Here is a 26,509-nt window from a genome sequence, read left to right on the forward strand (position 1 = left end):
CGGCCGTCAGGGTGGTGTCGGGCCGTTGTAAATTTCCTGCCAGTGGATCACCCGGTCATGGCTGCGGAATTGACCAAACTCCAGCTGCGCACGCGGGTTTTCATCATAATCCGCATCAATTTCCGGCCAGCGGAATTGCAGGAACGGCAGCCCCAACTCATCCAGGTCAAGCTCGACGTCTACCGTGCCACTGTTGCCTTCACCTGCCGCTGTTGCGGTAAAGGTTTCATCACTGGGGTTGGTGCCACTTTCAACGCCCTGTACCTGGCCGTTATGGAATTCAGTGGTCTGCGGCGTCACAATTTCAGTCTCGCCGTCATCCAGATTGCCAGTATACGTACCAGGCACCAGCGTCAATTCGTCCGCATCAATGATGGTACAACTGTCATCCGTATTCACCACAAAGCGCTCACCATCGAAGTATTCGACCCGGAAGGTGATAGCCAGATCTTCCGTTTCCGGCCCAAAGGCATTGTTGATAAGCAGGCGTCCGTAACGGAAATCATGCTCGGCAATCAGATTGTACTCCGGCGTTGCCTCGGTGATTTCAGTATCCAGATCACCCGGATCCAGCGTCACACCGTCACTGTCGATAGGCACAAAGGCAATCAGCGTATCCTCGAAGGGGCCATCGGGCACGGCCGGATCGGCTCGACTGAACGCCAGATTACCTTCCAGTGCCAGTTCGCCGCCCTGAACGCTGGACCAGGTCGCCTGATAATTTGCAGGTATTGAGATATTGTCCAGACGCGCACTCAAGTCGTTGTTGTCCGCGCTTGCGACCTCTTCAATGGCCCGGAAATTGAGCTGAGCGTAGGTGGCCAGTTTGGCAAAACCACCGCGATAATTCACTGTCGTTGCGCCCTGAATATTACGCGCCACCAGATCCAGCTCTATGCCAAAAGGTTCGTCCATATACGTGAACAGAGACGGCGGCACGCAACTGGCTGCGACTCGCGGCAACAGCGCCGTGGTCACTACGTCAAAGCGGCGCGGATAGAAGCGCCCAACATCGTTGACCACCCCCCGTATGACATCGGTGCCAAGATAGGCCAGCGCATTGTTGCCGCTATCCACCAGTTCTGCCTGCATGTCGATAATGCCCACTTCGTTGTAACTGATACTGGCACTACCGGTGCCTTCAATGGCACTGTAATTGTCGAAGTTGTTAAAGGTCAGCGTATCGCTGGTCAGGGAACCCCGCACACCGCCAAGCGCTTCGGCCTGATTCTCCAGCACCGTCAATCGGACTCTATAGTCATCTGCCTGTCCATCGGAGTCATAATAGAAATTGGGTGTTGGCCGGTTGTCATAAAGATTTGCACCGACGTCGGGCTGGCCATCCTGATCGGCATCATCATCGACTGCCTGCCAAGCCATGGCGGTCACCAGCGTATCAAAACCTTCACCGGCGTAAACAAACACATTCCCGTCCGAATCAGTCGCCAGAGAATCAGCGGTATTGCCGGCACGATCCGGGAAGTTGTCCGCCGGCTGACTGTCGGCACGATCCAGCCCTTCGTCACCCGGGAAGTCGATGGCAAAACCGAAAGGCCGAACCACAAACAGGTTACTGATGCCGGTCATGTAGTCGTTGGAAACGCCCGGTGGGTTCAGCGGGTCATCAGGCAAGGTGTCACCAAAGAAACCAAAGGGAATATTGTAACGGCTGTGCAGCTGCATGCGGCCCACATCAGAATAATTCAACTCAATGGTGGCTCCGATATCACCAGATGGCTGCGTGATGAAATCCAGTTCAACCTCAGTATAGGCCGAGGCACCAGCGCCGCCGTTGTCATCCACCAGTGCGACCGCCTCTCCGTTAACAGTGAAGCTCTCTCCACTGACGCAACTGTCATTGTCATTACACTCTGCAGCAATTTCGATCGGCAAGGTCTGTCCCGCGTCAAACAGCGGCACACACTGCATCGGGTCCTGATCCGAGCTTCTGACACCCTGCACGGTCAACAGATGCCCCAGCGGTGCAACATTGGAAGGCTTGCCGGCAATCTGTGTGCCGATAGTGTAGTTGTCCTGGGTTTCGTTGTAGAACACCAGGCCGGCTTCGGCTATCTGCAAGGTCGGGTCTTCACTCGAGTCCTCCGTTGCCGTGCTGGTCTGGCCCTGAACACTGATATTGACCGGTGTCATGGCGCCAGCCGGCACGGTGTAATTCAACAACAGGCTGACTGATTCTTCGCCTTGCGGGAAGGCATAAGTGGCAACACCATTGTCGGTCTGGCTGGCTATCGGTGTCAGTGTACCGCCACCGTTAAGCACCCGGGCCCAGACCCCTTTGGCCGGTGAAACACTGATATTAATGGTCTCACCGTTGGCGCTGATGTCGCCGTCGGCTGCGTCATGCGCGGTAATGGTAATGGGGGTTCCGACGCAGGAAATACCAAAGCCGCTGTGCGAGATGGCATAGTGATTCAGCGAACCCGAGCCAGTGTAGCCACACTCATCCGTGGCAGTCGCTATTTTCACGTTGTCGATAAAGAAACGACCGGTGACTGCATACCCATTGGCAATCCGGAACCGGATCTGAGACGTTGTGCTCAGATTGGGATTGCCGCCCAATGCCGTGGTCAGGTTCAACGATGCCATACCACTACCGCTTGCACTGGCGCTGGTGTACGACGCCAGTTGCGTCCACGCCGGGTTCCCAGTGCTGGTGCCTCGCGCCTCAACAACCACCTGGTCTGTCGGGGCAACACCGGTAAAATTGTAGTTAAAGCTCAGCACGACAGCTTCCGTGGCCGGCACTGACGCCAGGTTAAAGGTACGCATCAACGAAGGCTCAATGCTGTTATTAATGGCGTAATTATTCGAGCGCAGGCGCAACTTCTGATGCCCCGGAATGTTGTTGACATCATTGATTACCCTGACATTGCCAGTTGCGGGACTGGCAACAATTGCCGCACTTTCGCCGTCGACTTCAGTCCAGTCACCAGTCCAGTTACGGGTACCGTCATTACGGCTGTAGGACACCGTGTTGAACAGGTCTTCCCAGGTGATTTCAGTCAACTCGTCGTTAAAGACAAAGTTGGGACTTTCACTGGCCAGCACACTGGCGATGCCGTTAGTGGCGGTAATTTTGATAGTCGCCGTCTCATCATAACTCAGCCGCAAGACTACGGTGCCGTTATCATCCGGGTCGAAACGATAGACTGCCGCGCCATCATCCAGCGTGCCATTGTTGAGTGAGCCCATGACCCCTGTGTGTTCAGACCAGTTGCCCACGCCGGTACTGGTGGCAAGTCGCACAGAACCGTAGTAATCGGTGTCACGGTCGTGTGTCAGTCCGTCATGTTTGCTGATCCGCACCAGAGCAAAAGCGCATACACTGCCCGCCTGTACTACTCTGACACTGAAGTGACCATGATAGCCGTCTTCCACAAGGTGCAGGGCATCAAGGCGCCGCTCAGCGGCAGTCGGTTGAGCCAACACGTCTGGCGTAAATACGCCCAGCTCCTGGTCACCCAGGAACAGATTCTCGGTAGTATTGTCGGTACGATTCAACTGGGTAACGTCATCACGGGTGACAACGGTGCCATCCACCGGGTCCATGGCCGGATCATCACCGATGATCGCGGTTTCGTTGTCCACAGACAGCGCCAGCGTATCTATGGTTGCTGTCGGGTCATTGGGATCTACGCGTACGTAGAAGGCATCCAGATCGACATTGCCGTTGCCCTCTGTGGCACCAAAGACATCGTCGTCACTGCCCTCCAGATAAACAGACGCGGTCACATTGGCGCCGCTGCGGTCCAGCGCAATGATGTCTGACGACGTAAACGACAGGCTGTCGAAACTCGTGGTTGCCCCGCCGGTCGTGGACAGCAACACGGTGCATTCAGAATGGTTCGCACTGGCTGGACAATCATCATTGATGTAGACGCCATTGATGTTAACGGAGGCGAAATTATCAAACACCGTTGAACCCTGCAGGAACATGAACGCCTCGCCGGTAATCGGGTCGTAGCGCACCAGGTCCCAGGGTTCAAACGCCAGATTGTTGGTACCAATGACACTGCTGCCATTCGCGGACAAAATGATGTGACCATTCTTCAGCAAGTGCACCGCATTGATATCATCGATGCGGCTGCCATTGCTCACGCTGTCATCGAAGAACATCACCGCCTCATCGGTCTGTGGGTCATAGATGATCAGGTCATGGTTTTCAAAATTGTTCAGGCCGCCAATTGATGTATCGTTGCCGGGCGTTGATACCGACAACAGGAACCGTTCCTGACCCGCAACTGGCGGGCCAACAATCGTGCTACTGTTGGTAGACGTATTGTTGCTCTGGAAATTATCGAAGTTGCCGTCACCAGCAACCACCTGCGCCGTGTTGACCACATTGGTCCGGGCACTGCCAGTGACCAATACATCAAGCAGCAATGTCGTGCTTTCATTGAGCGCCAGTTCGCCGTCAAATTCACAATTCAGTGTCGGTGTCAGTGTGCTGCAACTCCACTCCGTGTCAGTGCTGCTGAAACCGGTAAAGGTAACGCCCGACGGCTGGACATCAGACAGGGTAAAGGGCACGGTGGTGTCATCAGGCCCCAGATTGGTCACCACCAATTGGTACTGACCGGGCTGATCAACTTCAAGTGAATCAACCAGAGTCTTGACGATACGCAGATCGGTACGAATACCCTGCACGGTGGAGATCACACTGGCGACATTGTTATTGCTGTCAGTTTTCGCAGTTACCGTGTTCGGGTTTATGGCGCCGCCCTGTAAGTCGTATTTGTTATCAAACTGCGGTGAGCGATCACAGGTACTTTCCAGTGGCACCAGACCGGTTGTGGTGGGCGTGCAGTTGCCTCCGGTATGGACGCCACGGGCTGTCACCGTGCGATTGTTCTGGTTCAACGTGAACACATCAGGACCACTCAGGTCCACATCGATATCAATCACAGGCAAGTCTGCGCCCGATGCCAGCGGGGTCACGTTGCCAATATCATAGGTGCAGGTAAATGCACCATCGGACGGCGCCAGCGTGACATTACAGGACCAGCCGGTACCCACGACCTGACCGGCATTGGCAAATGTCATACCTGCCGGCAGTTGCATCGCCACTGTGACCACGCCAGTGGCATCTCCGCCAGTCGACGTGCCGTTACCGTTATTGGTCACCGTTATCTGGTAGCTGCCGTCGCCGTTGACTTTGAAGTCACCGCTTTGACTGAGGAAAACTTCAATGTCGGCAATCGGGAAATTGGTAACACTGATAATTTCCGATACCAGCATCACCAGATCCTGACCGGAGCTGTAGCGCGTAGTGATGCGCTCAGCCTCATTATTGGGCTGGGAAAAATCAAACAGTGTTTCGTTACCCAGATAATGGGTATCGATGTCGACACCGTAACTGCTGCCGATTCGATCGCCGCTACGACCCGAGAGCTGTGCATCCGGGCCAGGAAAGTCAATTTCATAACCATCGTCATTCTGGCTATTTGTAATTATTCCCGGCGGCTCATTTTTTCCAATCCAGGAATAGAAGGGTGGATCAACGCCATTGTCATACAGCTCAAAGATGGGGCGCGTGATGGTACCGTTAAATTCATTGTTGATGGGGTTATAGCTGTTGGTGTGTTCCTGCGACATATTGTTGAACACGACCGAATCCGGCGCATCCTGAATGCCCAGAGACTCGTCGCCATTGTTCAGCGTCTCATCGCCTTCAAGCGTAAAGTGGGTGACCTGGCCATTAGGAAGGTATCGATCTTCGTCATAGGTCGCCATTCTGAAATTCCGTGGCACCAAGGTGAACGAAGCCCACTGGAAGGGTTGAAAGCCATGGAACAGGTTAACCACCCGCAATTGTTCATCATCATTGTCGTAAACAACAACCAGAGACCAACCGGCCGCGCAGGTCGCGTTATTATCCCAGTCACCGGTATTGGACACGGCAAAATCACTCACCCGGTAGTCACCGTTTTGGGTAACCAGCTCTGTGACATCAGCATAGCCGGCAAAAAAGTCCACTTCTGCCGTTGATGTACCAATAATATTAAAAATTTCGTCAGCAACAATCTGAAACTCGGGATCACCGTCACGGCCGAATGTCACGGTATCGTCCACCTGTGCCGGACTGCCCTGGCCCGCCCAATACAAGTACGCGGCCCGGACACTGGAACTGGGCGGCATATCCAGTTCCGCTTCGGTACCGACTGAGAAATCGACGAATGAACAGTCTACAGCACCATTAACAGCCGGATTGGAAGCCTGGTTGCGCAGAGAAGCACCAATCGCCCTGTAACTGATAGCGCCGGAATAGGTTTTGTAAAGAATCACCGGCTCAAAATCTTCCGCCAGCGGCACGCCTTCTACTCGCGGCTTGAATGCCGCAACGATATGCGCATTGATCGTTGGATCAACGTTTGTATCGATGTTACCGCCGGCGTTAAATGGCTCCACGACCGTAATAACGCCCAACGAACTTAACACACCAGCGGATCCACCCGAGTACCCATTGGCCGGTCTCGACTGTAATTCTGCTACTCTTGGCGGCGGGTTTGTTTGCCCGGTGTCATAACCGCCCCACACGCCCACCAAAGGTGACGGTTGCGCTGCAAGATAGTGATACAAAGAGTTAGCCGGATTACCATAGGTGTCGTTGGCGGTGGCGCTAAAAATGAAAGAATTATTAGCCTGTGTCGTAATTGTTGTGGTCGCGTCATGCCTGAAAGTGGTGCCATTCACAGCTTCACTGTAATTCGTTCCATTGAGCGGGCCGGTCGCAGGGTTAGCTGCTTCCACAGGGATTTCCTGAGCCACACCAATGACACTGGTCAGACAGATTGTGGTACTGGTACCAGCAGCGCCGCCGTTGAAGACACCGTCAAATGTTCCGGCACCCGTCGGCAGGTCGTCACCAAAAATTGCCCACATTTCCACGGCGACATCGAGTGAATACGGACCTTCATTATTGAACTGACGCTTGATCACCGCCATTGCGTCACCATCGAATGTCGCTGACGTGCCGGTGTTGACACTGGCACGATTCTCGATCTGGTGCGTGGTCATCAACACCATACGGGAGTCTGTCCCCGCTATCGGGCTGGCAGCCGGGATGGCAATACTTGCCTCATTGGTCGGCAGTCCACTGTTACCCTGACCACCCTGGTCTGTGCAAACCGGCCCGGCGAATATCTCCGGGAAACAGCCAGTATAAAACAGGGTTGGATCCGCGGATGTTGCCTCAACGATGAGCCCTTCATCATCCACCACATCAAAATTGTACTGTGCCGGCGACGCACTGCTGAACACCAGCGTTACCTGCCCGCTACCAGAGAAGGTATAGTCCGCGACACCGGCATCGGCACCCGAAGGCGCCGGCAACGCATCATAACTGCCGCCGTTTTCATACCAGTCACCGCGACCAACGTTGTTGGTGATGCGCATGACGCCTTCAAAGTCCGATGCGATTTGGGCGTCACGGTCACGAACGGTAAACTGCACCTGTGTGATGCTACAGGCGTTGCTTTCCGCTTCCGGCAAAATAATCTCGAAAGTACACAGCTCTATTTCAAGATTCTGGTCATACATGTTTGCACTGTTGCCTGCATCCTGATTGACATCGTCCGTGATGTTTATATTTACCGGGCCACTGCCACGACGATGCCGGAAACCGAGAGAAATCGTACCGTCATCGGTGTCCTCGAATTCATAGGTGGCAAAACCATCTTCGGCAAACGCATCGCTCAGCGTACCGTCAGACAGACTGATATCTTCCCAGCTGCCAAATCCGGTTGATGTGCTCAGTTCTACCTGTCCTTCATAATCGTCAACAGCATCGCCATCACGATCAACAATGGTGATATCAACCTGGGCTATCGAACATACATCCGAGTCGTTACCATCAGGGAATTCAATTCTGAATACGCAATTTTCGTAGTCAATGGTCGGATCAAAGTTGCCTGAGGGCTGTGCAACGTTAGCCGCGACAATATTAAAATTGATGGTCGCATCCGTCTCGACAGCAAAATCCAGGGTAATTTCACCTTCGTCTGTCAACTGGAAGGAATAAGAGGCACTACCATCTCCCGGACCCGAAGTCAGGGCGCCAAATGCATCCGCAGCGACACCTGTCTTACTCCAGTCGCCTGTGGTAATGCCCACCGTACTCAGGTTGATGGTGCCGGTATAGGGAATGACCGTTGCAGACGCATTGACCACACGAATACGAACTTCTTCCACGCGACACACACTGGAGTCCAGCGCAGTGACATCACCCGGCAGGAAGATACGGAACGAACAGGCACTCACGGTCAGCTGACCATCATCGTCGCTGATGGTGGCCACATCACCGTCTTCAGACGTGATATTGAATGTGTAATTGCCGGCGACATTGGTATAACCCAGTGTCACCTCACCGTCATCGTCCTCATCAAAGGTGTAGGTCGCGATGCCATCGCCCACGGCGCCGTTACTGAACTGCCCTTGTGCGCCAAAGGTATTGCTCCAGTTACCTGTTCCGGGCGAGCTGCTGATGGTGACTTCACCAACGTAATCGAGCAAGGGCTGATCGTCTGCGCCAAGCACGGCAAACGTGATCGGTGACGCAGCACAGACACCACCCTGAATATTGTGAGATACAGTGAAGGAACACTGCCCGATCTCCAGCGGTGGACCATAGTTCTCCGTTTCAATGGAACCGGAGTTAGCATCAAACGACAGACTCGCGTTGGCAGTGGTTGTATAAAACTCCAGATCTACGGTACCGGTGTCAGTGCTGATGAACTCATAGGTCGCCGAGCCATTGCCCAGGTTGGTGAAATTGCCCGGGAAACCCGATACCACATCATAATCACCATTATTGGCATCATTGGTGATGGTCACTGTGCCTTCAAAGTCCGTTACCGGGTCACCGGATGAGTCCACAACATTGATCGTGATTACGGTAAATGGCGAACAGGTGCTGCTGAGGGCGGCATGCTCGATTTCAAAATGTGGCCCGGCTATGATCTCAATATTGTTGGAGACCACAGAGCCTGTGGTGCCATTGACGGTGAAACTGAGCGTCCGGTTGCCGGTTGTACCGGTAATGCTGAGGCCGTTAAAAATCGCCTGGCCACTGGCATTGGTCTGAACGGCTGTTGTACCACCCAGGGTGCCGCCACCGCTGGCGATGGCAACATTGACTGTCGCATTCTGTACCGGGTTGTTGCTGGCGTCTCTCAGCACAACTCTTGGCGCCGTGGCAAATGCCTCGCCACTCTGCGCTGTCGTTGACGGCTGCACGTCCATGGTCAACCTGGGCGGGGCATAACGAACGATAACAATACCCGAGCCACCCGCAGCACCGTTGATCGAGTTATTACCGCCACCACCACCGCCGCCCCTGTTGGCGGTACCTGCAGTAGCAGGTGTGTCGTTACGACCACCGGCACCGCCACCGCCCTGACCACCGGCACCCGGATTGGACGAGTTCTGTGAAGCACCACCGCCACCACCACCGGCATAAAAAGTCGGTGTGCCGCTGATACTGTATTGCAGACCAACACCACCCTGGCCGCCATTTTCATTGGCATTGCCCGGGATATCCTGACCGGCGCCGCCAGCGCCACCGCCCCCGGTTGCAGGTGCGCCACCAGGTGAGCCGGGCATGTTGCCGCCACGAAAACCGAAACCGGTCGTTGCTGCCCCCGGTTGTGTTGCAACACCACCATTATTGCCGCGTGAACCGCCACCAGAACCGCCGCTGCTACCCTGCGCATTGCCACCGGCGCCGCCGCCGCCGCCCAGTGCAGTCAAACTGCCAAACACGGAATTGCCGCCATTAATACCATTGGCATGCCCGGTCCCCGGACCGCCAGCACCGCCGGCACCTACAGTGACCGCAACCGAACTGCCGACGGCAAAACCGGTCCTGTACACCAGGCCGCCTGCACCGCCGCCGCCCGCGCCCGCTGTCGAGAACGCACGGGAAGTACCACCACCCCCGCCACCGGCGACCACCAGCACATCCACCTGAGAGACACCTGGCGGACGGTTGAACGTACCCGAAGACGTAAAAGTATGGGTGATAAAGGTTTGCGTTGGGGCGATATAACGCACGATCACGATGCCGCTGCCACCGTTGGCGCCTGGGGTGCCGCCGTTATTACCGGAACCGCCACCGCCGCCACCGGTATTGGCCTGGCCCGCAGTTGCGGTGCCGGGTGATGAAGGCGGACCGCCAGCGCCACCGCCGCCCTGGCCTCCCGTGCCGGCGGTGCCACCACCATTACGCTTACCGCCACCGCCACCGCCACCGAACCAGCCAGCCTGACCGACACCGGTGCCAACGACTGCGCTAAAATCAAGGCCCGCACCACCGTTACCACCGGCATTGTCAGTACCCGCACTACCCGCCGCACCGGCACCACCGCCGCCACCGCCAGCACGGTTGGCGGCGGTTGTAGACGAACTGCCCGCACCACCATTGGATCCCTGCCCTGCAGTGCCGTTACCCGCTGGCCTTGGAGCATTTGCTGTCGTGCCGCCACCACCACCACCAGAGCCGCCATTGCCACCGCCCGCCGTGCTTTGAGCCCCACCCTGACCATAGCCGCCACCCAGTGATACTTCGGCACCAAAGGAGGAATTGCCACCATTTTGACCATTGCCAGAAGTGTCATTAGTCGTAGAAATGGCGGCACCGCCTGCACCGCCTGCGCCAACGACAACGGCATAGGAAGGCTGATTGACAGTAACGTTAGTCAACGCACGCACCCCGCCGCCACCGCCGCCGCCGCCATAGGTGCTGCCGCCACCGCCACCGCCACCCACAATGAGCACGTCCAGACTGCTCAACCCGGACGGAGGAGTAAAAGTCCCGTTGCTGTTGAATACGTGTACCGTGTAGGCACCCTGGGTGCTGATGGTGCCCCCAGTCCCGATCAATGGCGTGCTAACCTGCCCGATGGTGCCGCCAGTGCCCCTGACATTCACCGGACCCGGCACCTGCGCAATGACCAGACCCGCTGCCACCAGAACGCCTGCCAAAGCCCAAACGCCGCGCACGCACCAGCGCCACAAACTGGCTTCGTGGTCAGCGGTCGTTTTTTGAACTCGGGTGGCCTTTCGCCGTTCTTGGCGCATAGTCAAACGTTACCAACAAATTAACGATTTATTATTCACTTAGGGCATTATATCGGGTAAGGACTGCTTAATTGGTTCACAGTAGCAATATGCCCACTAATTGTCCCCATATTTACCCGATGCGAGGACAGTTTAGATTGCAAAATTGTGCACCCGAACACAAAATACAAAAAGAAATCAGACAGAATCAGCCAACCACACGGGGTCTACCATGGAACTGGAATACAAAATCGTGCAATCCACCACACCACACTTTGCCAAAGCCGCCAATCTCAAGGCCATTCTGGATGAGGAAGCGCAGGCAGGCTGGCAACTGGTGGAGAAGTTCGATAACTACAAACTTCGCCTTCAGCGCGACATCAGTCATCGTGCTGGCGACGCTGCACGCAATGTTGATGCCTATCGCACCCAGGTTGGTTTGAGCAATTTTGTCACGTATGGTTCAGCCACATTACTGACGCTGGCCGTGGTATACGCGATTTTCCGACTGGTCGGGACATTCTAGGATACCCTGGCCAGGCTCAGCCCTCCGCCGCCGATGAGCGCCTCACTCGGCAAACGTGGTTCTCACCTGAACCGTACGGCTGACATCACCACAGATACCTGTGCTGGTAATGGTGTAGTAGTTGAGACTGTCAATGGTTGTGTCCAGTTCGCAGGTCACTTCCGCCGAACACTGGGTCAGCCCTTCAGCGGCAAACTCGTAAATGCGGGGGCTGCCTGCGTTATCAGGGCAGATCGCGTTGGTATCATATTGCGGAAACTCATCCGGCGGAAACAGCGCATTCATGGCAAAGCCTGCGCCTGATTCCGCCGCGTAGAAAGCGCGTGTCAGACGCAACTCCTCTTCAAAGGTTTCCGCATTTTGCGAGACCAGCAAATTGATGGCGACAGCAATACTGGCCATCAGCGTAATGACAAAAATCGCCGCTGGAAGCCCCACTCCCCGTTGTCGCGCAGGCATGTTTGTCTTTAAGGCAGAGTATTCAGGGCACATTGCGCATCAAGACCTCATGCTTCAGATTGACCACGTCTCCCTCGCTGGTAAAGCTCAGGTCCATGGCTATGATGGCGTTTCGCCTCAGTGTTGGTTCCAACACGTTGAAGGCAGTTCGTCCGCTATTATCCAGGCTGTCACTGATCAAAATCCGGTCAGGCGCCGTCGCCTCCAGGCAGCTCGGGGTGGATGGTGTGCACTGGATTTCCTGCATACCATAATCCTGGTAACGAAACAGACGATCGCCGACCAGGCAGAAACTGACCGGAGACCGGGCGACATAAAAGCGGTCGACCGGTGAGCGCCGGGTAAAGCGATGCGTTGCATCAAGCCGCACGGTGACAACACCATCGGCACCACCGGTATCTTCCAGCTCATCAATCAGCGCCATCGGGCCAGGATTGTCAAACTCATACAGGGCTTCCGTGCTGATCGGATAAATGACGGCATAAACCTCAGCCGGTGACGTGTAAGTGAGCGTCGGATTAAAATCAACGGCTTCAAAGGTGTCATCACCGGAGCCGGTAAACGGTGCATCGCGATAACTGCTGGCGCCGGTAAATGGCATGAACTCCAGGCACTGATCGCCGCCCGGCTGTGCCGTGGTCACCCGGATACTGTTAGGCACGGCGTTATGTAACTCCAGGGCTATTCTGTCTACAACGGTTCTGCCCGATGATGCCAGCTTGTTGCGGTTGCCACTGGCCGCGAACCCTTCCACCGAGTCGCCAATGTAATTGACGATGCCGATCGCTATAATCGATGACACCACAATCGTGATGACCACCTCGATTATCGTAAAACCGCGCTGGCGGCCAGTTTCAATAGTTGGCTTTGTAGACACTGAAACTCCACTCGCTGAACATTGAGGCATGATTAACAGTGACGGTAATCAGCTTGGCATCCTGTACATCGGTCAGATCATTGGGCTCTGAGGCCAGCTCTTCTTCTGGTTGACCGACCCCCAGTTGCAAATAACGGACTGTTACGCGGACACGAAAATTGTCGTAGCCCAGCCGATCCATGCCTTCTGCGTCCTGCAGGGGCGTGGCCTGATCCAGGCCCTCGTCCAGACCATGATAATCATCAACATCATCATAATCTTCGCGATCTGTTTCGCCACCATCAAGCCCAAAATCGACTTCGTCGGTGCAATTGCTGCGACAGGGGGGAATACCGCGCGGTGCCGTGCGCTCATCAAAGCGTTTGGCCAGAATCTCGTCCAGATAGCTCTGCGCCAGTGCCACCGCTCTTGTTTCCAGCAGCACATCGGAGCTGCGGGAGACGGCGCCAGAAATGGCCGCAGACACACCGACCAGGGCAACAGCCAGAATAATGATGACGGCTACCAGTTCAATCAGCGTCAGACCGCGCTGCCGACCCGGTAATGTTTGATGTGGTTTATTCAACGCAAGCCCCTACATAAGCGAATCCGGACGGAGAAAAACACACCGACATGGCCGGGTCATTGTTGATGCACAGACGCGCGCCAGTGCTGACATCCTCAGGAAACCCGGGGGCGCCGGTGACGCCGCCATCAAGCAAGTCACCCAGTTCATTGTAATTAAGCACCATCGGCGTTGCCAGTGACACCACCGATCCGCCACCCACCACATCGCAGCTTGCCAGCTGATTCACATCACCGGAAGGAATGACTTCCGCCAAATCGGTATTGATGGTTTCCACGACGCCGGTTTCGTCTTCAATGCGGAATTGCAGGCTGTTGCCGATTGGCTGTATATGCAGGCTGACATCAGTTCGCCCGATGGCTTTCTGCTGGGCGGAGCGTGCAATCGACACAAGTTGATCACGCGCGATAATGGCATTGTAGGTGTCGCTGCGCAGAGTTCGAGTCATGGCAACAGCGGCGACAATGCCGATGACAAAGATCACAATGACCAACTCAATAACGGAAAAGCCGTCAGACTGTGTTTTATGATTGGGCATCAACAAGCTCCTGCCTGAGATTGCGATAACAGCACAATTACCGGGCTATTTGCAATCTGTAGCAAAAAAAACGGGCGCCTTATGACGCCCGTTTTTTTATTTCCGTAGTCATACCAGTTTAACTGACATGATCTTGTACGCTATGTCCAGACTTACGGAACCGCAGGGCCGTCGAAAGTAGTCATGGCTGTGTACAGGTCAGCAGCACTGGTGTAGCTCGCTACACGACCGTTCCACGGAGAGTACAGGATGAAGCGGTTGTTGTTTTCCGATTCCGCTGAGTACGCATATATGCAGGCAGGCGCGTTTTGCTGGTGGTTACGGGCTGCGCCAGATGCATTCGCGGCGACACCAACGTCAGAGTTATTCTGAAAGCCAGTGTTTACCTGAACGTTGGTACGAACGAAAGCCTGGAAGTCTGCAGCGCTAGCTGTTTGGGCCGTTTCTACGGCAGTTCTGACCGCTGCTGCATCGCCTGAAGCATCCAGAGTAGCTGTAGCAGCTGCAATCGTGGGAGCACCTGTCTGCAAAATACCGCTGAACACAGCTACACAGTCATCTGAATCGTAAGCCGCCAGCGTGGCAACCGTTTCAGTTGCATACGGGTAACCGCTCGCACGGCCTGAAAATGCGGTTTGCTGTACATATACAGAAGCGGTAGGGGCCGCAGTGGCTGCTGTATAGTTAGCAGAGTCCGCTGCAAATCCTGGCGCTACCAGCAGGCCATCGTATGAAGCCAGTGACGTATCAGTTGACGGCTGGCCGCGGGCAACCCACTCAGCACGATACAAAGCCGTACCCGTGGTGAAACCACCGGCCGTTGCTTCAAACGCAGAATCGTGCGCCTGGGTTGTTACATCAATAAATCGTGGCAGTGCTGTGGCTGCCAGGATGCCCAACAGCAGAATCACGACCACCAGCTCGATGATAGTGAAACCCTGTTGCTTGTTCACTCGTTGCATTTGCATGTTGTTGCTCCTTTGATCGTAGATCCCGTCTTAGCCGGGCATTCGATACTTCTATCACTACTTCGTTAATACGCCGGCAGATGCCGACAGATTTGGTTTAGAGAACCCGAGCTAATCTTTGCTCGTCATCAACTTAACAATCGTACTTAAACCAGGTTTGCTCTAGCTGGCGATCATGCTAACAGCAGTCCTGGTGCATCGCTATGCTGAAACCGCCTAATCATCCCTAAATTGGCCATATCAGGGTGTTTTTGCCTCGTTTTGCCCCAAATTCGCTGACAAAGCACATTTTTATCCATATTTTATATTTATATTTCAATGACCTATGTCGCTTTGTGCCCGGTTTTTACCCACCCCTACTGGGTACTTGTCAGACCTTCCAGAGACTGCGGGATCTCTGCTTGCGACTGCGCATCAGCCCGTGTTTCTGCTATTGCATCCATATCCAGCGGTACCCGGCGCCACTGGTAGGGCACTACAGGTGCCAGTGTCAGGCCCTGCCAGCCTTCGCCGGGCGCCGCATCTTCAGCCCGCAGACTACTGATCCGGAAGCGTATCTGGTCGCTTGGCTGGTTGCCATTGTCACCGACGGCGTAAAGATTCTGTGTGTTTTCAGCCAGATAAACCAGTTCTCCACGGCCAGTATCAAAATACCAGACGCGCCGGGGCATGGTGCGTGGCTCCACAATGGCAAACTCACCGACATAGTTGCTGGGCGCTTCCAGCATCAGGTCCATCGGATTGCTGCCTTCCAGCGAATCGGTACGTCCACTCCAGTTGCCACGGGCAATCATGTCAATCATCTGCAGGTTCACACCGGCTTTCAGTTGCGCCAACACCGCAGTAAAATTGGCGCGTTCCGCCTCACCGGGGAAGTCCCGGTAGCGGTTGATGACCGTGGCAAACAGGATGGAGGACACCAGCAGGTATACCACCAGCTCAAACAGTGAGAATCCTGTCTGCCGTGCATTACCTGGCCCTTTGCTGCCATTGCTCTTGTTCATAAATCCGCCTTGACCGTGTCAGTTGTTTACCGCGCTGCTGAGATCCCAGATGGGCAGGAACACACCCAGCGCCAGAACCAGTACCATGCCGGCAATAAACATGATCAGTATGGGTTCGATAACTTCACCAAGACGCTTGAGATCATACTCAACCTCGGCGTCATAAAAATCTGCCACTTCTTCCAATAGCTGGTCAATTGTGCCGCTTTCCTCGCCAACCGCAATCATCTGCAGCACCAGCGGCGAAAACATGTCTGCCGCTACGGCTGTGTTGTACAACGATTCACCGCGCGAGATACCATCGCGCATTCTCAGCACCCGACCGGCGACGAACTTGTTGCCCACAGCCCCCGCAACAACGCCCATACCATGCACAATCGGCACACCGGCTTTCATGATCATTGAGAATGTACGTGAAAAGCGTGCCAACGCGATGCGTTTAAACACAGGCCCTGCCAGCGGAAGTTTCATTTTCTGATGATCCCAGATCAGGCGTCCGCGCCGACTTCGCACCCACACCTTGAAACCAACGATGATGGCCACCGTTGCGCCCAGCAGAAATTGCCACCACTGCACGACAAAATCCGATATTCCTATCAGGATTCGCGTTTCCAGCGGCAATTCAGCCCCCAGACGGGCAAAGGTTTCCGAAAACGCCGGAATCACAAAGTAGGTGATGATGGCCAGCGCCACCGCAATGGTTATCACCACAAAGGTCGGGTAACGGGTAGCGCTCTTGACCTGTTTGCGCGTGTTCTTTTCCAGTTCCAGGTAGCGACTGATCTGCTCAAAGGCCAGATCGAGCCGACCGGTGTTCTCGCCGACATCTACCAGTGACAGGAACAGTGGCGAAAATACCTTGGGGTGATGTCCAAGCGCCGTGGACAAACTCTGGCCGGATTCCAGGCTGGCCAGCACTTCCGTCATCAACTGTTTGAAGCGGGGGTTTTTCATGGAGCCCATCAGCCCCGTCAGGGCACGGTCCAGAGGCAGACCGGCTTTGGTCAGGCTTTGCATCTGGCGACTGAAAATGATCAGTTCGGTAATATCGATTTTTTTTCGCAGCAACACTTCATTGATCTGCTGCATTGCGCTCTGTTCGGGTTGATTGCCTGGCCGTTTGCGTGTTGCAGGCCTCGGGCCTGCCGCCTCCGGAGGCGTGACAATGCGACCACGACTCGCCCGACCCGCTTTGATATCAATGGGTGTCATGCCCTGACCCAGCAGTTCGCCCGCCGCGTCATCCAGCGTTGCAGCATCAACTGCGCCAGAAATCAGCGCACCGCTGGCGTTTCTGGCTTTGTACTGGAACATGGGCATGAATTAATTCGCTCCGGGCTGTTCGCCTGTGCCCGGTTCATTCACCGTCTGCACAGGCTGACTTTCTTCAAGTTTGAAATCACCCTCTTCATCAATCTGTTCAGCTACCCGGTAGACTTCCTCCAGGCTGGTTACGCCATTCATGGCTTCCGCCAGCGCACTGACCACCAGCGGCCGATAACCTTTACTTTTGCGCGCCGCTTTTACGAACGCTGAAGAATCAGACCGGCGTAACGCATCAGCCATGTCATCATTCAATACCAGTAATTCGAAGACACCAATACGACCCCGGTAACCCGTGTTGTTGCAGCGGTGGCAGCCACTGGCTGCTTTCAGGGCTATATCACTGGTCTGTCCCGACCCCATGACATGGGCGATCCAGCTTCGCTCGCGGTTGTCCGGCGTGTAATCCACATAACAGTTATCACAGAGCCGTCGCACCAGTCGCTGCGCCAGTACTGCACGAATCGCGGTGGCCGCCAGGAACCCTTCGGCACCCATATCCACCAGACGCATGGCGCTGGATACTGCGTCATTGGTGTGCAGCGTCGACAACACCAGGTGACCGGTCATGGCGGCACGCAGCGCAATCTCGGCGGTTTCCTGGTCCCGGATCTCACCGACAAGCAGAATGTCCGGATCCTGACGCAGAGCAGCGCGCAGAACCTTGGCAAAACTCAAGCCGATCTTGGGGTTGATTTGAACCTGATTGATCCGACTGAGGCGATATTCCACCGGATCCTCGACGGTAATGATCTTTTTGCCAACATCATTGAGCTCCTGCAGAGCGCCATACAATGTCGTGGTTTTACCAGAGCCCGTAGGACCGGTGACCAGAATCAGGCCATGCGGCATGTGCACAAGTTTGCGGAACTGCTCCAGCATTTCGCCGTGCATGCCCACGTTATCCAGATCAGCAGCACCATCCGTCTGATCCAGCAGACGCATTACCACCGACTCGCCATGCTCCACTGGCATGGTCGACAGACGCACATCAATGCGGCGCTCCTTCACCTTCAGGCTGAAACGGCCATCCTGAGGCAGGCGTTTTTCGGAAATATCCAGCCCTGACATCAACTTCAGACGCAGAACCAGCGCGGGTGCAATGCGTCGCTCCTTCACCACCTGCTCCTGCAGCACCCCGTCTATGCGTTGCCGGATGCGCAAAACCTGCTCATCGGGTTCGATATGAATATCGGAGGCCCGGATCTGCACGGCATCCTGAAACAGTGATTGCAGGAGTTTTACCACCGGTGCATCACTGTCGTCGGACGAAGGTGCCAGCGACGCCAGGTCGAATTGGCCGTCAGTCAGTTCATCATCAAGCTGTTCGGCAAATCCGGCAATTTCGTCGGTCCGCCGATAGACCAGGTCCAACGTGGCAAGTAATTCACTTTCACGCACAACAGCCTGATCGATGGGCTGCTGCAACATGCGCTCAAGCGCATCAAACGCGTAGATGTCGGTCGGATCGGCCATGCCCACCAGCAGCGCACCGCCTTTCTCCGACAGGACAATGGCGCGAAAGCGGCGGGCGTGGGTTTCAGATAGTTTTTGCACCGCCAGTGCATCAAAGCGGTAACGGCGAAGATCAACAAACGGGATGTTCAATTGTTCGGACAGGAAACCCAGAAAGTTGTCTTCCTGCACAAATCCCAGGTTGATAAGCGTCCGCCCCAGGCGCAGCCCGGTTGATTTCTGCTTGACCAGCGCCTGCTGCAGCTGATCCTCACTGATCACACCGTTTTGCACCAACAGGTCGCCAATGCGGATTTTCTGTTTGATCGCCATGTGTGGCTCCGTTCAGTTCAGGCCGGCGGCCTGGCGCAAGGCCTGCAGTCTCTGCTGGCTGTTCTGCCGCAGGTTGGCACTCAGCTCGCCAGAGCGCAGCGCGCGTTCGTAAGCGTTCGCCGCCTCCGAGGTGCGCCCCTGTGCATCCATGGAAGCGCCCAGACCGTACCACCAGCGCCCTACCGTCTCGTCATGCTGCAGCAGCATCTGATAGCTGACAACGGCACTGTCAAATCGTTGCGATGACAGATTGGCTGTCGCCAGCAGGTCGTGATATTCCGGGTCGGCACTGACCGACGGTGCGCTGTTATTCAGCAGTGCCAAAGCGTCTTCGGCACTGCCCTGACCCAGTAACAACCGTGCTTTGATCTTGCGATAACCGTGAAAACGGGGCGCAATCGCCAGACCCATATCCACAACCTGCAGTGCCCGTTCATTTTCACCCTGCTGGATCAACAGTTTCGCCAGCGTTTCTCGCGATCGATGTGCCTCGGCGTTTTCGAAAGTGAAGCTGTCCAGTGTCTGCAACGCGCTCAGACGCTGACCACTGCTCCACTGTTCCAATGCCAGTTGTACCTGTTGCCGGTCGCTGTCTTCGAAACTCATGGCGCGCGGACTCCGCGAACTGCTGCCGCCCGCCGTCAATGGTGCGGCTGTCGATGATGTCACGTCCGGCTGCAGGGACACAGGTGCCGCCTGCGTGTCCTGCGAGAGCGTGCGTGTTGCCGTCTGAGCTGTCGCCGGTGCGGTGTCAACTGACCAGTCCTGAGGCTGCCAGTCGGTTTCAACCGGCGCAGAAGGGATTGATTGCGCTTGAGCCTGCTCGCGCAGCGCCTGATTCTGCTGTTCCAGTCGCGCCAATCTCGCTTCCAGTTCAGACAGCGCCGCTGTGTCCTGAACAGCGACGGCAGCTGTTGTAGCTGTTGGACGTGCCTGGGACTCGCCCGGGGTCAATGCTACCGCTGCGGTGCTGTCAGGCGCCGGGGCTGTTGTGGTAGTTGCTGTACGGGCAGGTGCTGTGCTGGCAGTTGCAGTTCTGTCGGCCGCAACCATCGTTTCGGTCGCTTCCTCGTTAGGCGTGATTTGCACGGGTGCCAGCGAACCACTACTGCCGTCCTGCGTTACCATCAGGAAAACAATCACTGCCAGTGTCAACACGCCCACTGATGCCACCAGCGCAACAATCTTAGCGCGCGAGCTGCGTATCGACGCCCCCTCTGTGGCAGGCACCAGTTTTTCCGAGCCGAGACCTCGGGTCGGCGCTTCACGTCGGCGCACATCCAGGTCCCGCAACATGTCATTAACCAGGCTCATAGATATCCAATTTCCTGTTCGCTATGGTAACCACAGCGAAAACTCATCGCAGGTAATAACCCACCAGATAAACAATTAATGCAACACAACCTGCGGCCATCACGGCGCTGGCGGCGGCATATTGCCTGACACCGCCCTGAGGCAGGCTGACTCCTTCGGTGTCTTCAATCGCTTTACGCATGTGTTCGCGATCGACCACGCGCTCACCTCGACCAAACGCAACCATCAGGGCCTTGTGACAAAGAATATTGACGATTCGTGGTGTGCCGTTGCTGGCATTAAACACGTCATCGAGGGCCTTGCCAGTAAATACCGAAGGCCCGTTGTATCCCGCAGTGGCAAGCCGGTGCGAAACATACCGCTCAAGCCCTTCCCGGTCGAGCGATTCCAGACGGTAGGAGAACGTGATCCGCTGCAGCAATTGTCGCAGTGATTTCTCTCGCAACATCTCGTCCAGTTCTGGTTGCGCAAACAGCACCACCTGAAAAAGCTTGGTCTGTTCCGTTTCCAGATTGGTCAGCAGCCGCAATGCCTCCAGCGTCTTTTCTGGCATGGCGTGGGCTTCATCAATAAAAAGAATCACCTGACGCCCTTCTGCTGAGTAGTTCATCAGGACTTTGGTAATTTTCTTGAGCAGACTGTGATGCCCGATATCGGAATCCGCTTCCAGTCCCAGCTCTTCGGCGAATGCAAGGAACAGCCCTTTGGGGCTAAGCACTGGATTTGCTATATAGGCAGTGACATAGGTGTCCGGATTCTCTTCCAGCGTATTTAGCACTTTGCGGCACAACATGGTTTTGCCCGTACCGACTTCGCCCACAACCTTGATAAATCCTTCCCGGTTGGACACGGAAACCATAAGCATATTGTATGCCTTATGGTAGCTGGCCATGTTCAGAAAGAACTCGGTATTCGGCGTCAGCGAAAACGGCAGTTCCTTGATGGCAAAGTGCTCTAGATACATCGCACTGTCCTGTGCTGGTTAGTTGGCAAACGGATTGATGTCATTTCGCAAACGCTGCAGGCGTTCATTGCCCTCACGAAGCAGGCGTTGCTCAGACAGATCATTGGCGATTAACGGTCGCAGCAAAATAATAAACTCACTTTTGACTGTGGTCCGACGGCGCTGATCAAAAACGCCGCCTACCAGCGGGATATCATTGGCAACTGGAACACCCGCTGCGTCATCCAGGCTGCGCTCGTAGGCCAGACCACCCAGGACCACTATACGTCCATCGTGCGCGCGAATAATACTGTCCAGTTCACGAACCGAAGGCCGGGCCAGCGGCACCTGTTCCCCAGCAATCTGCTTGGTCTGCTCGGTCACCGTGGTGATGGTCGGGTGCACGTGCAGAGTGATGATGCCGTTGTCACTGATCTGCGGCGTGATGTCCATGGAAATGCCGGAGAAAAACGACTGCAGGTTGTTGCCTGAGGTCTGCGTTGTTGAGGTTCCGGTACTGATCACACTGGAGCCGACACCGGTCTGGAAAAATTCGGAATCACCGTCCTGAAACACTGCTTTCTGATTGTTCATGACCTTCAGACTGGGGCTGGACAATACCTGCGTGGTACCGCGCGACTCCAGTATTCTGAAGACAGCATCAAAATCAGTAAAATTGGTGACGACTGCCAGCGGATTGGAAATGGCGTCAATACTGGAGCCGTTATTGCCGCCACCGAATGCGGCGTTGACTTCGTTGTCACTGGCAGCCAGACCAGCCGGACCAAAGGTGTCAAAATCGATGGCAGTCTGGAAGCCCTTGTTGAGCACCACCTCCAGAAACTGCACCTGAATGGTGACTTCGCGTGACAGTATATCCTGTGTACGCTCCAGATACTCGGCCACTCGATCGAGATCGCGCGGGTCCGCTGTGACCATGATCAGGCCCACCTGCGGCTGCACAATCACTCGTGAAGTATTTACAGCAGCACCTGCGCCTCCTTCCAGGCCTGCCAGCACACCGCTGCCGCCAGATGACTGTGCCACTGTGTTCTGTAACATTTCCTCCAGGGTCTCCTGAATACTGTCCCAGAAATCGGTTTCAGTGTCCGTGGATACCTGGCCGCCACCGCCAGCGCCACCGCCGCCGCCAGCACCACCGCCGCCGAGACCACCTCCGCCGCCGCCAAGTCCGCCGCCGCCGCCGCTGATCCCACCGCCACCGCCACCAATGCCGCCGGATGACCCACCACCGCTGCCCGATGCACCACTGGTGACCTGAACACTCGACGACCCCGACCGAGCGACATCAAGGTAGTCGATATTAAAAATGCGCGTCTGCATGCCGGGTGGACGAATCTGGTAGATGTTGTCACGGCGACTGATCTGGTAACCGTAGGTTTCCTGGACAGCCTGCATCACTTCATCAATGGTGACATTGGGCAGGTTGATACTGATTTCCCCGCCAACCTGCGGGTTAACCAGAACTCCGTAATCGGTACCAGCCACCAGATTGTCAAAAAAGTTCTGGGCACTTTCGCGTGACGCAACCACATTAAAACGTTCGGCCACCGGCGTCAGCAAATCATCACTCAACGCCATATCCGGCATCAGATCATTCACCACCGCCTGACTGGGCGCATCGGCCGTGACTTCGACATAGGATTGCTCCGCATCTTCCAGAATCACCTGCATGTCATCCAGCATGCTGACGTCCGGCGGCTGCCTGGCGCCCATGGCTTCGCAGGCAACCAGAAACACGCAGACGGACAACGTCAATCCGACTCTGATTCTGGCTGCCAGCCCGAATTGGTTTATATCTTCTGCCATCTCAACCATTCCCACTCCGTCGATGTGCCCGCAGGGGCACCTCCACTTATATCAATTCTCGACTGGTGTTCTGACCGGGCGCAAAAACCGCGTCAGCACCTGCTCCTCGCCATCAATCAACAACACGACTTCACCTGGCCGTATTTCAACAACCGGGGCTCCCTCAATTTCATCGCCCACCGTCACCTGGGTATCATTGATCACAGCAACGGGACTCAGGCCTCCGGCACGCACAAAACTCAAGCTCAGCTCGCTCAGGCGTGGCCCTGATGCCGCTGCTGACTCCGTTATCCTGATGTCCGTCACCGCCCAGGGTGGCTGCATGGGGTCGCGGAAGGTTTCCCCATCTATGGTCACGCTGCGGCCCTGCGCCAGAGCCAGCCCCGAGACAAAAAACAGCGAAAGCAGCATCAACCTATACACCAACAAAGCCCTCCTCTGTGCTCAAGGTGTGAATTTCAAGTCGAATAGTGCCCACCGGCCATTCAGTCCTGGCAAAGGTAATCTGATCCCAGAAAAATCGCTCGCTGAAGCCTTCTATACGCTGCAGATACAGAATCAGGCTCAGATAGTCACCCTCAAGGTCAAGCATCAAACTGTGCTTGAAAACCTGCTGACCAGTTGCCAGGCCATCAACTTCCTCAGAAATATCTCGATTCTGGTCTGTAGCAGCCCCGGGCGATGTTTGTCGCATTGGCTGCGGATCGCGATTTTCAACTTTGACCAACTCAAGGCCAGACTGGCTTTCCAGAATCGAGGTCAACAACCGCGTCATCGATTGCGGCGTCACCAGATTGCCGGCGAGTTGCTCAATGTCGCCCTGTAATTCCGCCTGCGCTGCGATGGCCCGTTCTATTCGCTGCCTGGCCGCCTGATTGGGGTCCTGAGTGGCTGATATTTCTGCCTGCCGTTCACGCTGCTGCATCACTGCCAATTGCGATCCGGCGGCAGTGATCTGCCGCGACAGGGCCGTATTTGCGTCCCGGCGCGGTGTCAGGTACAAAGCATTGAATGCCCAGACGACCAGCACGACCAGCAGGAGCCCGATCAGGCATTTTTCTGCCATTGAGCGACTGTCGAAGCTGTCTTCAATACGACGTATCTGGTCTTTTGGGCTCATCAGTTGGTCTCCAGCACAAAATCGTACACAGGCTCGTCAGTGCCTGCCCGTGTTCGTGTTGATGTCAGACGACTGAAACGCTGGTTGCGGATTTCGCTGTCTCCCATGCTTAAGCGACCGACAAAGTCAGGCAACATAGCGGCCTGTTGCGCACTGCCTTGCAGAAGCACGTGCGACGCGTCACCGCTGATGCTGAATTGCCGCAACCAGAGCCCGGGAAACGACGCCCGGGACAGATCCTTCAGGTGCTCAGAGTAACCGCTCAGATTGCCCAGTGTTGTTGTACTCATGAAATCATACAATTCACGCGATTGCGCCAGTCGCTGCTCCCGGCTTTCCATTTCACGAATCAGCGCCTGATCGGTGGCGCGGCCCGCGACATCGCGCTCAATCTCTTCTGTGCGTTCGGTCTGCGCATTCAAGGCCGCCTGCGCCACTTCCAACTGATCGGCTAGCCGCCCTGACTGCCAGGCAGTCCAGCCGGCATTCAACAACAACACGGTCACAATGGCGACCAACACCAGTGACAAACGCGCAGCGTTCAGCCAGTCACGGCGTGGTCGCAACTCCGGCAGCAGCAGGTTGATCTGTTGCGTGGTTGCTGCCATTACTGACCTCCCCCAACCAAATCTGTGCGCAAGCCCGCACCTATTGCCATCATGCATGCACCTTTCATTTCTGCAGTCACTGAATCGGGAGACGCCAGCTCATGGATGTAATCAAGCACCCCGACTGGCGCCGCCAGTGCTTCGCCCAGGCTGTTCATCATCGACTCGGTATCCTTGAGTCGGGGCGCAATCATGATCTGGTTGATGGGATTTTGCCCCATCTGACTTTCGTAATAGTCCAGAGACCGCTGAATCTCCAGCGCCAGCCGGTCTCGCACCATTTCCCAGTCATCCTGCATGAGCGCGTCGGGCCCTACTTGCGTGTTGATCTTGCGCGTCAGGTAAAGCTCACCGTTGCGGCTGACATTCATGGTGCTGCCGCTTTCTTTCAGTGAAATGAATGCCAGGCCATTGCGATCATCCATCACCTGAGTGCTGATATTGCGCATCGCCAGTTCCGGAATATCGATGGACTGAAGCTGGAGACCGGCGCGATCGACGGTATCAATCAGCTCTGCCACCGCGGTTCGCGAGGCAGCCACGGCATATACCATTTTGCTGCGGCCCTGAAACGCCTGCTCGGGCAAGGCAAAAACATCAACCACCGCCTGATCGACAGGCATGTCCAGCAAGTCCTTGATCTTCCAGCGCACGGCAGCACTGACTTCGTCTTCTGCAACCTGTGGCGACTCAACCAGGTAAATATTGTAATCCCGCGGCCCCAGCACACAGCTGCATTCGGCACCGACAAGGCCTGCCTCAGCCACTATATCGGCCAATTGCTGGTGACGTGAAGTCGTGGCAGTGATATCCCGCCTGACGCAGTTCTCCAGAAACACATCGTCTCGCGTGCGCGTGATATGAGCCAGCGCGATACGCTGGTCATTGATCGACAAGCCGACCAGACCTTCCGCGCGCTTTTTCTTACCAAACAATGCCAGCAAAAACCGTCTCCTTTCCCCAGCGCCTAAAATTGTTGAATTATAAAGCTTAAGTAGCCAGATTCTATAGCAAAAAGCCGGCTTCAGGGGTATATTTGGGGTCTATTTGACAGAATAAATTGAATAACGACTTGATACATATCGTTTTGTACCAACCCGAGATCCCGCCCAATACCGGCAACATCATCCGTCTGGCGGCCAATACCGGCGCCTGCCTGCATCTGATCGAACCACTGGGTTTTGATTTAAGTGAAAAGAGCGTGCGGCGCGCCGGACTTGATTACCATGCGCTAAGCAACGTAAAGCGCTGGCAAAACTGGACGCAATTCCTTGAAGGGTCTGCAGTGCAGCGGTTGTTAGCGTTTACTACCAAAACTACGCAGAGCTACAGTAGCGTGCTGTACCAGGCTGGAGACGGATTATTGTTCGGACCGGAAACCCGAGGGTTGCCCGCTGATATTCGGGAAGCACTGCCAGCGTCGCAACTCGTGCGAATCCCCATGCAGGCTGACAGCCGTAGCCTGAATTTATCCAATTCAGTGGCAATTGGCCTGTATGAGGCGTTGCGTCAGACCGGATTCTCCGGCCTCACCTAGCAGCGGCCTGTTGAAAACGTTTTACAACAGGCC

Annotated in this window: 18 protein-coding genes; 2 read left to right on the forward strand and 16 right to left on the reverse strand. The window is 55.5% G+C overall.

Annotation, left to right across the window (positions count from 1 at the left end):
- Positions 1 to 6: 6 nt before the first annotated feature.
- Positions 7 to 11,019: a DUF6701 domain-containing protein gene (locus PHACT_RS06830; protein WP_139141458.1), complete on the reverse strand. Its 11,013-nt coding sequence runs from the start codon at positions 11,017 to 11,019 to the stop codon at positions 7 to 9.
- 289 nt (positions 11,020 to 11,308) lie between these two features.
- On the opposite strand from PHACT_RS06830, the gene PHACT_RS06835 reads away from it, so the two are divergent.
- Complete coding sequence (locus PHACT_RS06835; protein ID WP_070116499.1) at positions 11,309 to 11,602, forward strand: hypothetical protein; 294 nt, start codon at positions 11,309 to 11,311, stop codon at positions 11,600 to 11,602.
- A 42-nt stretch (positions 11,603 to 11,644) separates the two neighbouring features.
- On the opposite strand, the gene PHACT_RS06840 is transcribed toward PHACT_RS06835, so the two are convergent.
- The 15 genes from PHACT_RS06840 to PHACT_RS06910 form a co-directional block, all read right to left on the reverse strand.
- Positions 11,645 to 12,061: a hypothetical protein gene (locus PHACT_RS06840; RefSeq protein ID WP_139141459.1), complete on the reverse strand. Its 417-nt coding sequence runs from the start codon at positions 12,059 to 12,061 to the stop codon at positions 11,645 to 11,647.
- Between the two features lie 22 nt (positions 12,062 to 12,083).
- Positions 12,084 to 12,938 (reverse strand): prepilin-type N-terminal cleavage/methylation domain-containing protein, encoded by an 855-nt coding sequence (locus PHACT_RS06845; RefSeq protein WP_070116501.1) that lies wholly within the window; start codon positions 12,936 to 12,938, stop codon positions 12,084 to 12,086.
- On the reverse strand, positions 12,916 to 13,503 hold the full coding sequence (locus PHACT_RS06850) for a type IV pilus modification PilV family protein (RefSeq protein ID WP_070116502.1): 588 nt from the start codon (positions 13,501 to 13,503) through the stop codon (positions 12,916 to 12,918). Before PHACT_RS06850 ends, PHACT_RS06845 begins: the two co-directional genes overlap by 23 nt.
- Complete coding sequence (locus tag PHACT_RS06855) at positions 13,496 to 14,041, reverse strand: prepilin-type N-terminal cleavage/methylation domain-containing protein (RefSeq protein ID WP_070116503.1); 546 nt, start codon at positions 14,039 to 14,041, stop codon at positions 13,496 to 13,498. The genes PHACT_RS06850 and PHACT_RS06855 overlap by 8 nt, the downstream gene beginning before the upstream one ends.
- A gap of 152 nt (positions 14,042 to 14,193) precedes the next feature.
- Complete coding sequence (locus PHACT_RS16615) at positions 14,194 to 15,009, reverse strand: type II secretion system protein (RefSeq protein WP_070116504.1); 816 nt, start codon at positions 15,007 to 15,009, stop codon at positions 14,194 to 14,196.
- Between the two features lie 356 nt (positions 15,010 to 15,365).
- Positions 15,366 to 16,013, reverse strand: coding sequence for a prepilin-type N-terminal cleavage/methylation domain-containing protein (locus PHACT_RS06865; protein WP_070116505.1), 648 nt, complete (start codon positions 16,011 to 16,013; stop codon positions 15,366 to 15,368).
- Positions 16,014 to 16,031: 18 nt separating this feature from the next.
- Positions 16,032 to 17,333 carry a type II secretion system F family protein gene (locus PHACT_RS06870; RefSeq protein ID WP_070116506.1) on the reverse strand — a complete coding sequence of 434 codons (1,302 nt, stop codon included), beginning with the start codon at positions 17,331 to 17,333 and terminating at the stop codon, positions 16,032 to 16,034.
- Positions 17,334 to 17,336: 3 nt separating this feature from the next.
- On the reverse strand, positions 17,337 to 19,124 hold the full coding sequence (locus PHACT_RS06875) for a GspE/PulE family protein (protein WP_070116507.1): 1,788 nt from the start codon (positions 19,122 to 19,124) through the stop codon (positions 17,337 to 17,339).
- 12 nt (positions 19,125 to 19,136) lie between these two features.
- Complete coding sequence (locus PHACT_RS06880; protein WP_070116508.1) at positions 19,137 to 20,438, reverse strand: hypothetical protein; 1,302 nt, start codon at positions 20,436 to 20,438, stop codon at positions 19,137 to 19,139.
- 43 nt (positions 20,439 to 20,481) lie between these two features.
- Positions 20,482 to 21,402 carry an ExeA family protein gene (locus tag PHACT_RS06885; protein WP_070116509.1) on the reverse strand — a complete coding sequence of 307 codons (921 nt, stop codon included), beginning with the start codon at positions 21,400 to 21,402 and terminating at the stop codon, positions 20,482 to 20,484.
- 18 nt (positions 21,403 to 21,420) lie between these two features.
- Positions 21,421 to 23,220 carry a type II secretion system protein GspD gene (locus PHACT_RS16620; RefSeq protein WP_070116510.1) on the reverse strand — a complete coding sequence of 600 codons (1,800 nt, stop codon included), beginning with the start codon at positions 23,218 to 23,220 and terminating at the stop codon, positions 21,421 to 21,423.
- A 42-nt stretch (positions 23,221 to 23,262) separates the two neighbouring features.
- Positions 23,263 to 23,634: a hypothetical protein gene (locus PHACT_RS06895; protein ID WP_139141460.1), complete on the reverse strand. Its 372-nt coding sequence runs from the start codon at positions 23,632 to 23,634 to the stop codon at positions 23,263 to 23,265.
- A complete protein-coding gene (locus PHACT_RS06900) occupies positions 23,627 to 24,331 on the reverse strand; it encodes a hypothetical protein (RefSeq protein WP_070116512.1) in 705 nt (234 codons plus the stop codon). The genes PHACT_RS06895 and PHACT_RS06900 overlap by 8 nt, the downstream gene beginning before the upstream one ends.
- Positions 24,331 to 24,939: a hypothetical protein gene (locus PHACT_RS06905; RefSeq protein ID WP_070116513.1), complete on the reverse strand. Its 609-nt coding sequence runs from the start codon at positions 24,937 to 24,939 to the stop codon at positions 24,331 to 24,333. The genes PHACT_RS06900 and PHACT_RS06905 overlap by 1 nt, the downstream gene beginning before the upstream one ends.
- Positions 24,939 to 25,883, reverse strand: coding sequence for a type IV pilus biogenesis protein PilM (locus tag PHACT_RS06910; protein WP_070116514.1), 945 nt, complete (start codon positions 25,881 to 25,883; stop codon positions 24,939 to 24,941). Before PHACT_RS06910 ends, PHACT_RS06905 begins: the two co-directional genes overlap by 1 nt.
- A gap of 128 nt (positions 25,884 to 26,011) precedes the next feature.
- On the opposite strand from PHACT_RS06910, the gene PHACT_RS06915 reads away from it, so the two are divergent.
- Entirely contained in the window at positions 26,012 to 26,476 is a 465-nt protein-coding gene (locus tag PHACT_RS06915) for a tRNA (cytidine(34)-2'-O)-methyltransferase (protein WP_070118204.1), read from the forward strand.
- The last annotated feature ends 33 nt before the right edge of the window (positions 26,477 to 26,509 follow it).

This window comes from Pseudohongiella acticola (assembly GCF_001758195.1).
Taxonomy (GTDB): Bacteria; Pseudomonadota; Gammaproteobacteria; order Pseudomonadales; family Pseudohongiellaceae; genus Pseudohongiella; species Pseudohongiella acticola.

What these genes read in the sequence shown, in the direction of transcription:
- PHACT_RS06880 (WP_070116508.1), bottom strand. Translation starts at nt 20,438, where the DNA reads ATGAGCCTGGTTAATGACATGTTGCGGGACCTGGATGTGCGCCGACGT.
- PHACT_RS16615 (WP_070116504.1), bottom strand. Translation starts at nt 15,009, where the DNA reads ATGCAAATGCAACGAGTGAACAAGCAACAGGGTTTCACTATCATCGAG.
- PHACT_RS06905 (WP_070116513.1), bottom strand. Translation starts at nt 24,939, where the DNA reads ATGGCAGCAACCACGCAACAGATCAACCTGCTGCTGCCGGAGTTGCGA.
- PHACT_RS06875 (WP_070116507.1), bottom strand. Translation starts at nt 19,124, where the DNA reads ATGGCGATCAAACAGAAAATCCGCATTGGCGACCTGTTGGTGCAAAAC.
- PHACT_RS06870 (WP_070116506.1), bottom strand. Translation starts at nt 17,333, where the DNA reads ATGCCCATGTTCCAGTACAAAGCCAGAAACGCCAGCGGTGCGCTGATT.
- PHACT_RS06885 (WP_070116509.1), bottom strand. Translation starts at nt 21,402, where the DNA reads ATGTATCTAGAGCACTTTGCCATCAAGGAACTGCCGTTTTCGCTGACG.
- PHACT_RS06900 (WP_070116512.1), bottom strand. Translation starts at nt 24,331, where the DNA reads ATGAGCCCAAAAGACCAGATACGTCGTATTGAAGACAGCTTCGACAGT.
- PHACT_RS16620 (WP_070116510.1), bottom strand. Translation starts at nt 23,220, where the DNA reads ATGGTTGAGATGGCAGAAGATATAAACCAATTCGGGCTGGCAGCCAGA.
- PHACT_RS06835 (WP_070116499.1), top strand. Translation starts at nt 11,309, where the DNA reads ATGGAACTGGAATACAAAATCGTGCAATCCACCACACCACACTTTGCC.
- PHACT_RS06855 (WP_070116503.1), bottom strand. Translation starts at nt 14,041, where the DNA reads ATGCCCAATCATAAAACACAGTCTGACGGCTTTTCCGTTATTGAGTTG.
- PHACT_RS06840 (WP_139141459.1), bottom strand. Translation starts at nt 12,061, where the DNA reads ATGCCTGCGCGACAACGGGGAGTGGGGCTTCCAGCGGCGATTTTTGTC.
- PHACT_RS06865 (WP_070116505.1), bottom strand. Translation starts at nt 16,013, where the DNA reads ATGAACAAGAGCAATGGCAGCAAAGGGCCAGGTAATGCACGGCAGACA.